Below are 13,061 nucleotides of genomic sequence, written 5' to 3' on the forward strand. Positions count from 1 at the left end.
GTCGGCTTCATGTCGCCGTCCTTTGTCGGCATCGTGCCGTCGATCGAAATGGTGATCTACACCGCGGTGGGCGGTCGGCTCTCGATCCTCGGCGCGATCTACGGCACGCTGCTTGTCAACTTCGCCAAGACCAGCCTGTCGGAATCGTTTCCTGAATTGTGGCTGTTCGGTCTTGGCGGTCTGTTCATCGCGGTCGTGCTCGCCTTCCCGGACGGCATCGCCGGCATCTGGGCCGATCACGTCCAGCCGCGCATCGATCGGCTGATCGCGTCGCGCAAGCCAGGCTGGGTCGCGCCGGCCGATGGTCCCGTGGTCGACGGCGCGCCGGCCGAGTGAGGAGACGATCATGCTGATAGGTCATCAACCCAAGGATTTCCTGCTCTCGGTCGAGGGTCTGACGGTTTCGTTCGACGGCTTCAAGGCCGTCAACGATCTGTCGTTCTATGTCGAGGAAAACGAAATCCGCGTCATCATCGGCCCCAACGGCGCCGGCAAGACCACGGTGCTCGATCTGATCTGCGGCAAGACCAAGGCGACCTCCGGCTCGATCCAGTTTCGCGGCAAGGAACTGACCAAGCTGAAGGAGAACCAGATCGTGCAGGCCGGGGTCGGCCGCAAATTCCAGAACCCGTCGATCTATGACGACCTCACGGTGTTCGAGAATCTGGAAATCTCCTATCCGCGCGGCCGCTCGGTGTTCGGCGCGCTGGCGTTCAAGCGCGACGCCGCTGTGCGCGACCGCGTCGAGGAGGTCGCCGAGATGATCTTTTTGAGGGACCGGCTTTCGATGAACGCCGACCTGCTCAGCCACGGCCAAAAGCAATGGCTGGAGATCGGCATGCTGCTGATCCAGGACCCTGATTTGCTGATGCTCGATGAGCCGGTCGCCGGCATGAGCGTGTCGGAGCGCGTCAAGACCGCGGAACTGTTGAACCGCATCATCAAGGACCGCTCGGTGCTGGTGATCGAGCACGACATGAAATTCGTCGAGGACATCGCCCACAAGGTCACCGTGCTGCACCAAGGCCAGATCCTCTCCGAGGGCACCATGGAGAAGGTCAAGAACGATCCCAAGGTGATCGAAGTGTATCTGGGGCATTGAGCGATGAGGTGGTGCGTCGATCTACAGAGCTGCTTGTCTTCACCTCTCCCCGCTTGCGGCCGCGAAGCCGCGGACGATGACCGCTTCGCGTCGTGCGCTCGCGGTGTCGTGGTGTCTCTCCGCGGGTCGTCCCTGCAAACGCAGGGACCCATCACCCCTGGCGTTCGCCGTTCGGAAAAGCTCATCAGCGCCGGACGCCAAAGCGGCTCCGCGCCGTATGGGTCCCTGCGTTCGCAGGGACGACCCGTTGCAAGGCTGCGATCACCTCACGATCGCGGTGCGCTCAGCTTGACCCGCGACGTCTCATGCGCAGGCCATCAAGGAGACCACTGATGCTGTCCATCTCCGACTTCCACGTCGCCTACGGCCAGAGCGAGGTGCTGCACGGCCTCAATATCGACGTCGCGCCGAGCGAGATCGTGGCGATCATGGGCCGCAACGGCATGGGCAAGACCACGCTGATGAAGGCCTTGATGGGCATCATCCCGACCAAGCACGGCGCGGTGGCGATGCAGGGCACTGAGCTCACCACGCTGCAAAGCTATCAGCGCGTCGCCAAGGGGTTGGCCTACGTGCCGCAGGGCCGCATGATCTTCTCGGCGATGACGGTGAAGGAAAACATCGAGACCGGCCTGGTCGCCTCGGGCGAAAAGACCGTGCCCGGCGACATCTACCAATTGTTTCCGGTGCTCTTGGAGATGAAAGGCCGCCGCGGCGGCAATCTGTCCGGCGGCCAGCAACAGCAGCTCGCGATCGCCCGCGCGCTCGCCACCCGCCCGAAGGTGCTGCTGCTCGACGAGCCGACCGAGGGCATCCAGCCCTCGATCATCAAGGACATGGCCCGCACCCTGAAACAGATCCGCGACAGCCGCGGGCTGTCGATCATCGTCTCCGAACAGGTGCTGAGCTTTGCGCTCGACGTCGCCGATCGGGTGCTGGTGATCGAGAACGGCGAGATCGTCCGCGACGAGCCGCGCGCCGGCATCGATGCCGCACAGATCTCGAAATATCTGTCTGTGTAACCAAGCCTGCCAACAAGGGAGCTTCTGATGCCGGAAACACTGATCAAGGTCGATCTGACGCAATCGGCCTACGACAACGAGAAAGTCCACAACCGCTGGCATCCCGACGTTCCGATGGTGGCCTGGGTCAATCCCGGCGACGACTTCATCGTCGAGACCTATGACTGGACCGGCGGCTTCATCAAGAACAACGATTCCGCCGACGACGTCCGCGACATCGATCTGTCGATCGTGCACTTTTTGTCCGGCCCGATCGGCGTCAAGGGCGCCGAGCCCGGCGACCTGTTGGTGGTCGATCTGTTGGACATCGGCCCGGTGAAGGACAGCCTGTGGGGCTTCAACGGCTTCTTCTCCAAGCAGAACGGCGGCGGCTTTCTCACCGATCACTTCCCGCTGGCGCAGAAGTCGATCTGGGACTTCAAGGGCATGTACACCTCGTCGCGGCATATTCCCGGCGTGAACTTCGCCGGCCTCATTCACCCCGGACTGATCGGCTGCCTGCCGGATCCGAAACTGCTCGCCACCTGGAACGAGCGCGAGACTGCGCTGATCGCCACCAATCCGACGCGGGTGCCCGGCCTCGCCAATCCGCCGTTCGCGCCGACCGCGCATATGGGCCAGCTCAAGGGCGACGCCAAGGCCAAGGCCGCAGCTGAAGGCGCGCGCACCGTGCCGCCGCGCGAGCATGGCGGCAATTGCGATATCAAGGATCTGTCGCGGGGCTCGAAGGTGTATTTCCCGGTCTATGTGCCGGGCGGCGGACTGTCGATGGGCGATCTGCATTTCAGCCAGGGCGACGGCGAGATCACCTTCTGCGGCGCCATCGAGATGGCGGGCTGGCTGCACATCAAGGTCGACATCATCAAGGACGGCGTGGCGAAATACGGCATCAAGAATCCGGTGTTCCGGCCCTCGCCGGTGACGCCGAACTACAAGGACTATCTGATCTTCGAAGGCATCTCGGTCGATGAAGAAGGCAAGCAGCATTATCTCGACGTCCACATCGCCTATCGGCAGGCCTGCCTCAACGCCATCGAATATCTGAAGAAGTTCGGCTATTCCGGCGCCCAGGCCTATTCGATCCTCGGCACCGCGCCGGTGCAGGGCCATATCTCCGGCGTGGTCGACGTGCCGAACGCCTGCGCCACGCTGTGGCTGCCGACCGAGATCTTCGACTTCGACATGATGCCGTCCTCGGCAGGTCCCATCAAACACATCAAGGGCGGCATCGACATGCCGATCTCGCAGGACAAGTAGCGGCCGGACAGCGGTGCGATGACGAGTCATCCGACCTTGATGGTCGCTCATCGCACCGGAGCCGTCATCCTGAGGAGCCCGGCGAAGCGCAGCGAAGCCGGGCGTCTCGAAGGATGAGGGATGTGCAGAACCTCACCACCCTCGCCAGAAACGGAACATGCCATGCCGGTCTATGACTATCTCTGCGACGCCTGCGGCCCGTTCACCGAGATGCGGCCGATGGCGGAATGCGACGCGCCGCACGATTGCCCGCAATGCGAGGTCTCGGCGCCGCGCGTGATTCTCACCGCGCCGCATTTTGCCTGCATGCCGGCCAGCCAGCGCAAAGCCCACGCCACCAATGAGCGCAGCGCCCATGCGCCGCAGACCGCCGGCGAATACAAGGCCAGGCACGGCGCCCATTGCGGCTGCTGCTCCGGCAAGGCGGCGCGGCTGCAGACCCGCAGCCGCAGCGGCGCCAAGAGCTTCCCCACCGCGCGGCCGTGGATGATCAGCCATTGATCTCGTCCTCGCCGCGTTGTTCAGATCGGCACCTGACCCACCCACCGCCGTCATCCTGAGGAGCCCGGCGTAGCTCGCAGAGCGAAGCCGGGCGTCTCGAAGGATGCGCCGCGGAGTCTACGGCCCAGCTTGCAGCCGCATCCTTCGAGGCCCTCGCCGCGCTCGGGCGCCTCAGGATGACGACCCAATACGCGAGGCCAGCGGTTGAGATGTCTTGGGTAAGTAATGTGCCTAACTCACCCGCCGCCGTCATCCTGAGGAGCCCGGCGTAGCTCGCAGAGCGAAGCCGGGCGTCTCGAAGGATGGCCGCGGGGTCAGCGCTCGACCCGTATCGTCATCCTTCGAGGCTCGCCGCAAGAGCGGCTTCGCGCCTCAGGATGACGACTCAGACGTCGCGGCGTGTGATGTCGGTTTGCGGCAAGTGCCGTTAACAAGTGCCGGTGTATGTCGCCGAGGGCCTTGCCCACCACCGCCGGCGCCGTTGTCCACAACCGGGGTGACGCGCCGGATCGCGCTGGCTATGCTGTGGCGCCGGCCACGCCGCCGGCGTCCTGTCCCGCGGTTGTCCGGAGTTTCCCTTGCAGCGTTTGCCAGATCACGCCCGCCTCGTTCGGGTGTCGCCCGATATGTCCCCCGCCGCGGAGCACGCCCGTGGCTGAAACCATCGCCGAGATCGTCGCCGCGCATCGCGCCGGCACCACCACGCCCGCCGAGACCGTGGCGCGCAGCTTTGCGCGGATTCGCGAGCGCAACGACGGAGCGATCTTCATCAGCCTGCGCGACGAGGCCGAGGCGATCGCCGAAGCCGCGGCGCTGAATATCAAGGACGCCGCCGAGTTGCCGCTCTATGGCGTGCCGGTGGCGATCAAGGACAATATCGACGTCGCCGGCCTGCCGACCACCGCGGCGTGTCCGGCGTTTGCGTTTCAGCCGGCGCGCGATGCGACCGTGGTGGCGAAGCTGCGCGCCGCCGGCGCCATCGTGATCGGCAAGACCAATCTCGACCAGTTCGCCACCGGGCTGGTCGGCGTGCGCTCGCCTTATGGCGTGCCGAAGAATGCGATGCGCGACGACTTGGTGCCGGGCGGCTCGTCGTCGGGCTCCGCGGTCGCGGTGTCCACCGGGCTGGTGCCGCTTTCGCTCGGCACCGACACCGCGGGGTCGGGCCGGGTGCCGGCGATGCTCAACAACATCGTCGGACTGAAGCCCAGTCTCGGGTTGATCTCCACCGCCGGCGTGCTGCCGGCCTGCCGCACGCTGGATTGCGTGTCGATCTTCGCGCTCACCGTCGACGACGCCGCGACCGCGCTGCAGGCGCTGGCCGGCTATGATGAGGCCGACGCCTATGCGCGCCGGCTGCCGCTGCCGCCGCTCGGCGCGTTCGCCGCCCCGCTGCGGCTCGGCGTGCCGCGCCAAGGCCAGTTGCAGTTCTTCGGCGACGCGCAGTCGCAGCGCGATTACGACGCCGCGTTGCAGCGCTTTCTTGCGCTCGGCGCCACCGCGGTAGAATTCGATTTCGCGCCGTTCGAGGAGACCGCGACGCTGCTCTATGACGGGCCGTGGGTCGCCGAGCGCTATTTGGTGATCCGCGAGCTGCTCAAGTCCAATCCCGATGCGGTCTATCCGGTGACCCGCGGCATCATCGAAGCCGGCGCTCATGTCAGCGGTGCCGAGGCCTTCGCAGCATTGTATCGCTTGCAGTTGTTGCGCCAGCGCAGCGCGCGCGTCTTCGAGAGCATCGACGCGATGCTGCTGCCGACCGCGCCGACCGCCTACACCGTGGCCGACGTGGTGGCTGACCCGGTGACGCTGAACAGCCGGCTCGGCACCTACACCAATTTCGTCAACCTGCTCGACCTGTGCGGCCTGGCATTGCCGGCGACGATCCGCGACGACGGCGTGCCGTTCGGCGTCACGCTCTTGGCGCCGGCCGGCCAAGACACCCGATTGGCCACTATCGGCCGGTTGTTTCACACCGACACCGGGCTTGCGATGGGGGCCTCGGGCCTGCCGCAACCGCCATTGCCGGCGCTGGAGCCGCAGCCTGCCGCCGACGAACTCGCGCTGGTGGTGGTCGGCGCGCATCTGTCGGGGATGGCGCTGAACGGCGAATTGCAGGCGCTGAATGCGCGGCTGTTGCGCGCCACCGAGACCGCGCCGGACTATCAGCTCTTCGCGCTGCCGGGCTCGGTGCCGCCGAAGCCGGGGATGCTGCGGGTCGAGGCCGGCAGCGGCACGGCGATCGCGGTGGAGGTCTGGGCGCTGTCGCAGGCGGCGTTCGGCCGTTTCGTCGCGGCGATCCCGCGGCCGTTGTCGATCGGCAGCGTGCGGCTCGCCGACGGCTCGCTCGCCAAGGGCTTCCTGGTCGAGCCGATCGCGGTCAGCGGCGCGCTCGACATCTCGCATTACGGCGGCTGGCGCGCCTTCATCGCCGCGACGGTGTCGTAGAGCCCGCGCCGCGCCGTCCGCAAGGGTTGGTGTTACCGCGGCTCGTTCAACCTCTTCCCGATCGATGCCGAGCGCCTCTGCTCCCCTCCCCCTTGCGGGGAGGGGTCGGGGGTGGGGGTCTCCGAGCATGGTGCCCGCGTCGAGACCGCGTGATGCCTCAGCGGCCTGACCATCCGCAGCTGTTGCCAAGCCATCGCGAGATTTCTGCTGTGAACCCCCACCCCCAACCCCTCCCCGCAAGGGGGAGGGGAGTTCGCTGCCGCTGGGGTTAGCTCAGAGGTTGAGCCTTAATGACTCCAGCTACACGTGCTGGCCGCCGTTGATGTGGATCTCGGCGCCGTTCACGTAGGACGAGGTCTCGGTGCACAGCACGTAGATGATTTTCGCGACCTCGTCCGGGGTGCCGAGCCGCCGCATCGGGATGTCTTCCTCGACGATCTTCTCGGTGCCGGGCGACAGGATCGAGGTGTCGATCTCGCCGGGTGCAATCGAATTGACGCGGACGCCGATCCGGCCGAAGTCGGAGGCCATCTCGCGGGTCAGCGAGGCCAGCGCCGCCTTCGAGGTCGCGTAGGCGGCCCCGGCGAACGGATGCACCCGCGAGCCCGCGATCGAGGTGACGTTGACCACCGAGCCCTTGGCGGCTTTCAATTCCTCGATCAACCCGCGCGCCATCATGATCGGCGCGAAGAAATTCACCCGGAACACCTGGTCCCAGGTGTCGATTTCGGTGTCGATCGAGCCGAGCCTCGTGCCGCCCGCCGCCTTCGGCGAGATCGCGGCGTTGTTGACCAGCGCGTGCAATTGCCCGCCGTCCAGCCGCTGGCGGATTTCGTCGATCGCCCGCACGGTGTCGGCGCGGTCGGCGAGGTCGACCTGGATGTGATCCTCCGGCCCCGCGCCCCACGGGCATTGCTCGGGAAATGGATGGCGCGAACAGGTGATGACGCGCCAGCCGGCGCTGGAAAACCGGATCACGGTGGCGTGGCCGATGCCGCGGCTGGCGCCGGTGAGCAGCAGCGTGCGGCGCGGCGCGTTGCTGTCGGCGAGCGCCGTCGCCGGACTGGGCTTCGTTGTGTCGGGACTCATGGGTACAGCCTTGTCTTGGTCCAGGGATGCGCCGGAGTGTCCCGGCAAAATTCGATGCGGTCGTGCAGCCGGAACGGGCGGTCGTGCCAGAATTCGAAGCGCGCCGGGGTGACCCGCCAGCCGCTCCAGCCCGGCGGCCGCGGCACCTCGCCGATCAGATGCTTGGCGGCGACGCCGGCGATCGCCTGTTCGAAGGCGAAGCGGCTCTCCAACGGCTGTGATTGCTTGCTGGCCCAGGCGCCGATCTGCGACTGCTTCGACCTTGTGGCGAAATAGGCGTCGGCCTCGGCGTCGCTGACCGCCGTCACGCTGCCGCGCACCCGCACCTGGCGGCGCAGCGACTTCCAGTGAAACAGCAGCGCCGCCTTGGGATTGGCGGCGAGTTCGCGGCCCTTCTGGCTGGCGATATGGCTGTAGAACACGAAGCCGCGGGAATCATAGCCCTTCATCAGCACCATGCGGACGTCGGGCAGCCCGTCGGGGTCGACGGTGGCGAGCGCCATCGCATTGGGGTCGTTCGGCTCGGAGGCCGACGCCTCGGCATACCAGTCGGCGAACAGCGCGAACGGCTCTTCGGCGGCGGTGAAATCACCGGACGTTAACCCACTTGGGTGTTTGATGGAGGTTGCATCGCTCATGCGAGGAGTTCCGAGTTGTTCGTCACCGCGGCCAAGAAGGCGCTGTGTCCCCGGACGGGGTCCGTCCTATATAGGACACGGCGGCGCGTTGGCCTATCCGCGATCGGGCCGCCGGCAATTCTGCTCACAATGATTCTAATCGGCCTGGGTGTCGGCGGCTGCAGCCTGTCGCGCAACGACGCGGCCTTTGCCCAGATGGAGGGCGACGTCACCGGCTCGATCGGGGCGGCGAGCCATGCCGCGAATAATGACGGGCCGACCGAGGCCGATCTGGCGCTGGCGCGCAACGCCGCCTCCGACGTTTTGACCAAGGGCGACCGGGATTCCAGCCAGCCCTGGGAAAATCCCTCGACCGGGGCGCGCGGCTCGGTGACGCCGCTGGCCTCGGTGTATTCCACCGACGGCCGCTCGTGCCGGGATTTTCTCGCCAGCTTCGTCAAGGACCGCAGCGAAAGCTGGTTGCAGGGCTCGGGCTGCCGCACCGCCTCCGGGCAGTGGGAGATTCATACCTTGAAGCCGTGGCGAAAGACCTGACCGCCACTGCGATCGCCGAATCCAGTTGCAAAAATGACACGAACACCCCAGATGAAGGGCAGCAGGGGCTTTGTCCCCGATTCTGCCAGGTTCTGATTCCTCGAAGGAGACGAGACGGATGCGCGACCCCTATGAGGTCCTGGGGGTGCAGCGGGATGCCAGCGCTGCGGCCATCAAGAGCGCCTATCGCAAACTCGCCAAGAAGCATCACCCGGACAACAACAAGAACGACCCGAAATCCGCGGCGCGGTTTTCCGAGGTCAATTCCGCCAATGAAATCCTCGGCGACGAGGTCAAGCGCAAGCAGTTCGACCGCGGCGAGATCGACGCCGAGGGTAAGCCGCGCTTTCAAGGCTTTCCCGGCGGCGGCCGCGGCCGCGGCCGCGGCGCGTCGTCCGGCGGCTTCGAGCAATATAACTTCCGCAGCGGCGCCGGCGGCCCGGGTGGTCCCGGCGGCGGCTTCGCTGGCGGCGGCGGTTTCGAGGACATCCTCAACAGCATGTTCGGCGGCGCGGCGGGTGCCGCCCGCGGTCCGCGCGGCGGCCAAGCGTTCGATTTCGACACCGGCGGGCTCGCCGCCGATCTCGACCTCACCGTGTCGATGACGGTGTCGCTGGAGGATTCCGTCAAGGGCGTCGAGAAGCGGGTGCGGCTGCCGTCGGGCAAGGAGCTCAGCGTCAAGGTGCCGGCCGGCGTCACCTCGGGTCAGCAGATCCGGCTGAAAGGCCAGGGCGAAAGCGCCCCCGGCCATCGCCCCGGCGATCTTTTGATCACCGTCTCGATCGCCAGCCATCCGTTCTTCAAGGTCGACGGCAACGATCTGCGGGTCGAGCTGCCGATCACGCTGTATGAGGCGGTGCTTGGCGGCAAGGTGCGGGTGCCGACGCTGACTGGGGCGATCGAATTGTCGGTGCCGAAAAACACCTCGAGCGGCCGGATCTTCCGGCTCAAGGGCAAGGGCATCCCGAAGCAGGGCGGCGCCGCCGGCGATCTGTTCGTCACCACCAGGATCGTGCTGCCGGACGGCCACGACGCCGAACTCGAGGCGTTGATGGAGAAATGGCGCGACTACCATCCCTATCATCCGCGCAGCGAACTGGGCTGAGCGCCCGCCGCCGGCCGCCCGCGCGCGGTCGGCCCGGACTACCGTTTGCCGCGGCGCCGGCCGGCGGGCTCGCGGCCCGCGACGAAGAGCCTATTCCCACGGCCGCCGGAAGCGTCGAATCCGGCGATTTTGCGCCGTTTGGGGGCTGTACCGGCCTCTTTTGCTGGTGTACCTCCACAGCCGGCTAGAGCAGCGATGCCGTTCCCCGGAACGGTCGTCCTGCTCTAGATTGTTGTTTGCGCATGGTCTTTTCCGAAAACCGGGATCGATATTTTCAAGGTCATGCGCCAGCCGATCGGAGACGCAATGGCTGAGTTTACGGGCTTGATGCAGGGCAAGCGTGGCGTGGTGCTCGGCGTGGCCAATAATCGTTCGATCGCCTGGGGGATCGCCAAGGCCTGCCGCGCCCAGGGCGCCGATATCGCCCTGACTTGGCAAGGCGACGCGCTGAAGAAGCGGGTCGAGCCGCTGGCCGCGGAATTGGGCGGCATCCTGCTCGGGCATTGCGACGTCACCGATCCTGCGACCATCGACGCGGCGTTCGATGTGCTGAAGGAGAAGTGGGGCAAGATCGACTTCGTGGTGCACGCCATCGCCTTTGCCGACAAGGACGAGCTCGACGGCCGCTATGTCGACACCACCGCGGAGAATTTCTCCAAATCGATGCTGATCTCCTGCTATTCGCTGACCGCGATCGCGCAGCGCGCCGAGAAGCTGATGACCGACGGCGGCTCGATCCTGACCCTGACCTATTACGGCGCCGAGAAGTGGATGCCGCATTACAACGTGATGGGCGTGGCGAAAGCGGCGCTGGAGGCCAGCGTGCGCTACCTCGCCGCCGACCTCGGCGAGAAGAACATCCGCGTCAACGCCATCTCGGCCGGGCCGATCAAGACGCTGGCGGCGTCGGGGATCGGCGACTTCCGCTACATCCTGAAGTGGAACGAATACAATTCGCCGATGCGCCGCACCGTCACCATCGACGAGGTCGGCGACAGCGCGGTGTATCTGTTGTCGGGGATGTCGCGCGGCGTCACCGGCGAGGTGCATCACGTCGATTCCGGCTACCATGTGGTCGGCATGAAGCGCCCCGACGCGCCGGACATTTCGCTGGCGGCCAAGGACTGATCGCCGTTCCATGAGGCGCGCCGGGATCGGCGTGCCGCCAGGCGCGCCGCTGCGAGCGCCGTCGCTAAACCCGAGCCTTTTCTAACATGCCGACCATCTACTACATCCGCCACGGCGAAACCGACTGGAACGCCACCGGCCGCTTCCAGGGCACCCAGGACATTCCGCTCAACGACATCGGCCGCAGCCAGGCCACCGCGGCCGGGCGCATGCTCGGCGATCTGTTGGACCGCGAGCAGCGCAGCCCCGGGGGTTGGCGTTCGTGGCGAGCCCGCTCGGCCGCGCCCGCCTCACCATGGAGCTGTTGCGCGGCGCGTTGCAGCTTTCGCCGGCCGACTACGCCGTCGACGAGCGGCTGCGCGAAATCTGCTACGGCGACTGGGAAGGCTACACGCTGCCGCAGATGGAAAAGTCCGATCCGCAGGTCTATGCGGCGCGGCTCGCCGATCGCTGGAGCGTGGCGCCGCTGCACGGCGAAAGCTACGCCAGCCGGCTGCCCTTGGTGGCCGACTGGGCCAATTCGCTCGACGCCGACACCGTGGTGGTCGGCCATGTCGGCACCGCCCGCACGCTGATGGTGGCGCTCGGCCTCGCCACCCCGGCGCTGGCGATCGAGGGCCCGATCGTGCAGGGCGCGGTCTATGTGTTCCGCAACGGCGGGCTGGAGATTTATAGCTGAGGGCTTCTTCCTTCTCCCCTTGTGGGAGAAGGTGGCGCGGACGAAGTCCGCGTCGGATGAGGGGGCGTCACAACAAGAGCGTCACCCCCTGCACCCGGCTGACCTTGGGTCAGCCACCCTCTCCCACAAGGGGAGAGGGAAGCGGCCGCGTTGCCGCACTGAGCCATCGACGCCCCCCGCCGCCGTTTGACCCCTGTAGCGCCGCGCGTTACGACAAGCTCGCGTTGACCTTCAACGCCACTGTTGTCTGTCAATCCCCGCGACCAGGCGCCCAAAAATGTCGTTCAACACTTTCGGCCAGATGTTTCGCGTCACCACCTTCGGCGAGAGCCACGGCGTGGCGATCGGCTGCGTGGTCGACGGCTGCCCGCCGTTGATCGCGCTCAGCGAGGCCGACATCCAGCGCGACCTCGACCGTCGGCGGCCGGGTCAATCGCGCTTCACCACGCAGCGCCAGGAAGCCGACCAGGTGAAAATCCTGTCCGGGGTGATGGCGCATCCGCAGAGCGGCGAACAGGTTACCACCGGCACCCCGATCGCGCTTCTGATCGAGAACACCGACCAGCGCTCCAAGGACTATTCCGAGATCAAGGACAAGTACCGCCCCGGCCACGCCGACTTCACCTATGAGGCCAAATACGGCATCCGGGATTATCGCGGCGGCGGCCGCTCCTCGGCGCGCGAGACCGCGACCCGCGTCGCCGCCGGCGCCATCGCCCGCAAGGTGGTGCCCGGCGTCACCGTGCGCGCTGCGCTGGTGCAGATGGGGCCGCACGCCATCGATCGCGACAAATGGGATTGGGCGGAGGTCGGCAACAACCCGTTCTTCTGCCCGGACCAGGACAAGGCCAAGTTCTACGAGGACTATCTCGACGGCATCCGCAAGGCTGGCTCCTCGATCGGCGCGGTGATCGAGGTGGTCGCCGACGGCGTGCCGGCGGGCTTCGGCGCGCCGATCTACGCCAAGCTCGACAGCGACATCGCCGCGGCCTTGATGAGCATCAATGCGGTGAAGGGCGTCGAGATCGGCGACGGCTTCGCCACCGCGGCGCTCACCGGCGAGGAGAACGCCGACGAGATGCGCGCCAGCAATCACGGCCCGCTGTTTTTGTCGAACCACGCCGGCGGCATTTTGGGCGGCATTTCCACCGGGCAGCCGGTGGTGGCGCGCTTCGCGGTAAAGCCCACGTCGTCGATCCTGGCGCCGCGCAAGACGGTGGACCGCGACGGCCACGACACCGACATTCTCACCAAGGGCCGCCACGACCCCTGCGTCGGCATCCGCGCGGTGCCGGTCGCCGAAGCGATGGTGGCCTGCGTGCTCGCCGATCACTTCCTGCGCCACCGCGGCCAGGTCGGCGGTTAGTCCGCGCCGCGCGGCCGGTCCTGCTGCAAGGACAAGTCGTCATCCTGAGAGCCTGACCGAAAAAGTGATCAATGAAATCAGACGTTAAACGCGTCATTGCGAGGAGCTCTTGCGACGAAGCAATCCAGGGCCACGCATGAAGCCCCTGGATTGCTTCGCTTCTCAGTCGGCGCTGCGCGCCGCCCTCGGCTC

11 protein-coding genes and 2 pseudogenes are annotated in these 13,061 nt (G+C 66.4%); 11 read left to right on the forward strand and 2 right to left on the reverse strand.

Translation table 11 applies throughout. The features are described 5' to 3' along the window. The 6 genes and pseudogenes from VGC77_RS21235 to atzF form a co-directional block, all read left to right on the forward strand. Positions 1–336: pseudogene (locus VGC77_RS21235) on the forward strand (urea ABC transporter permease subunit UrtC); the annotation flags it as partial. 10 nt (positions 337–346) lie between these two features. Then, positions 347–1,102 carry an urea ABC transporter ATP-binding protein UrtD gene (gene urtD, locus VGC77_RS21240; RefSeq protein WP_331173545.1) on the forward strand — a complete coding sequence of 252 codons (756 nt, stop codon included), beginning with the start codon at positions 347–349 and terminating at the stop codon, positions 1,100–1,102. Positions 1,103–1,434: 332 nt separating this feature from the next. Beyond that, the gene (urtE, locus tag VGC77_RS21245; protein ID WP_331173546.1) at positions 1,435–2,124 is read left to right on the forward strand and encodes an urea ABC transporter ATP-binding subunit UrtE; all 690 of its coding nucleotides are present in this window, start codon (positions 1,435–1,437) and stop codon (positions 2,122–2,124) included. Positions 2,125–2,151: 27 nt separating this feature from the next. Beyond that, entirely contained in the window at positions 2,152–3,381 is a 1,230-nt protein-coding gene (fmdA, locus tag VGC77_RS21250) for a formamidase (protein WP_331173547.1), read from the forward strand. A gap of 162 nt (positions 3,382–3,543) precedes the next feature. Next, a complete protein-coding gene (locus VGC77_RS21255; RefSeq protein WP_331173548.1) occupies positions 3,544–3,882 on the forward strand; it encodes a zinc ribbon domain-containing protein in 339 nt (112 codons plus the stop codon). Positions 3,883–4,533: 651 nt separating this feature from the next. Continuing rightward, entirely contained in the window at positions 4,534–6,330 is a 1,797-nt protein-coding gene (atzF, locus tag VGC77_RS21260; protein WP_331173549.1) for an allophanate hydrolase, read from the forward strand. A 300-nt stretch (positions 6,331–6,630) separates the two neighbouring features. On the opposite strand, the gene VGC77_RS21265 is transcribed toward atzF, so the two are convergent. Next, positions 6,631–7,419 (reverse strand): SDR family oxidoreductase, encoded by a 789-nt coding sequence (locus tag VGC77_RS21265; RefSeq protein WP_331173550.1) that lies wholly within the window; start codon positions 7,417–7,419, stop codon positions 6,631–6,633. Continuing rightward, positions 7,416–8,057, reverse strand: coding sequence for a pyridoxamine 5'-phosphate oxidase (pdxH, locus tag VGC77_RS21270; RefSeq protein ID WP_331173551.1), 642 nt, complete (start codon positions 8,055–8,057; stop codon positions 7,416–7,418). Before pdxH ends, VGC77_RS21265 begins: the two co-directional genes overlap by 4 nt. A 129-nt stretch (positions 8,058–8,186) precedes the next feature. On the opposite strand from pdxH, the gene VGC77_RS21275 reads away from it, so the two are divergent. From VGC77_RS21275 to aroC, 5 genes and pseudogenes are all read left to right on the forward strand, one after another. Beyond that, positions 8,187–8,591: an RT0821/Lpp0805 family surface protein gene (locus VGC77_RS21275; protein WP_331173552.1), complete on the forward strand. Its 405-nt coding sequence runs from the start codon at positions 8,187–8,189 to the stop codon at positions 8,589–8,591. A 118-nt stretch (positions 8,592–8,709) separates the two neighbouring features. Further along, positions 8,710–9,696 (forward strand): J domain-containing protein, encoded by a 987-nt coding sequence (locus VGC77_RS21280; protein WP_331173553.1) that lies wholly within the window; start codon positions 8,710–8,712, stop codon positions 9,694–9,696. Between the two features lie 306 nt (positions 9,697–10,002). After that, on the forward strand, positions 10,003–10,824 hold the full coding sequence (gene fabI, locus VGC77_RS21285) for an enoyl-ACP reductase FabI (RefSeq protein ID WP_331173554.1): 822 nt from the start codon (positions 10,003–10,005) through the stop codon (positions 10,822–10,824). An 86-nt stretch (positions 10,825–10,910) separates the two neighbouring features. Next, positions 10,911–11,503 (forward strand): annotated as a pseudogene (locus tag VGC77_RS21290) (histidine phosphatase family protein). A gap of 277 nt (positions 11,504–11,780) precedes the next feature. Beyond that, the gene (gene aroC / locus VGC77_RS21295) at positions 11,781–12,869 is read left to right on the forward strand and encodes a chorismate synthase (RefSeq protein ID WP_331173555.1); all 1,089 of its coding nucleotides are present in this window, start codon (positions 11,781–11,783) and stop codon (positions 12,867–12,869) included. The last annotated feature ends 192 nt before the right edge of the window (positions 12,870–13,061 follow it).

Origin of the sequence: Rhodopseudomonas sp., assembly GCF_036404135.1 — a bacterium.
GTDB lineage: Bacteria > Pseudomonadota > Alphaproteobacteria > Rhizobiales > Xanthobacteraceae > Rhodopseudomonas_A.

What these genes read in the sequence shown, in the direction of transcription:
- urtD (WP_331173545.1), top strand. Translation starts at nt 347, where the DNA reads ATGCTGATAGGTCATCAACCCAAGGATTTCCTGCTCTCGGTCGAGGGT.
- urtE (WP_331173546.1), top strand. Translation starts at nt 1,435, where the DNA reads ATGCTGTCCATCTCCGACTTCCACGTCGCCTACGGCCAGAGCGAGGTG.
- fmdA (WP_331173547.1), top strand. Translation starts at nt 2,152, where the DNA reads ATGCCGGAAACACTGATCAAGGTCGATCTGACGCAATCGGCCTACGAC.
- VGC77_RS21255 (WP_331173548.1), top strand. Translation starts at nt 3,544, where the DNA reads ATGCCGGTCTATGACTATCTCTGCGACGCCTGCGGCCCGTTCACCGAG.
- VGC77_RS21265 (WP_331173550.1), bottom strand. Translation starts at nt 7,419, where the DNA reads ATGAGTCCCGACACAACGAAGCCCAGTCCGGCGACGGCGCTCGCCGAC.
- pdxH (WP_331173551.1), bottom strand. Translation starts at nt 8,057, where the DNA reads ATGAGCGATGCAACCTCCATCAAACACCCAAGTGGGTTAACGTCCGGT.
- VGC77_RS21275 (WP_331173552.1), top strand. Translation starts at nt 8,187, where the DNA reads ATGATTCTAATCGGCCTGGGTGTCGGCGGCTGCAGCCTGTCGCGCAAC.
- VGC77_RS21280 (WP_331173553.1), top strand. Translation starts at nt 8,710, where the DNA reads ATGCGCGACCCCTATGAGGTCCTGGGGGTGCAGCGGGATGCCAGCGCT.
- fabI (WP_331173554.1), top strand. Translation starts at nt 10,003, where the DNA reads ATGGCTGAGTTTACGGGCTTGATGCAGGGCAAGCGTGGCGTGGTGCTC.
- aroC (WP_331173555.1), top strand. Translation starts at nt 11,781, where the DNA reads ATGTCGTTCAACACTTTCGGCCAGATGTTTCGCGTCACCACCTTCGGC.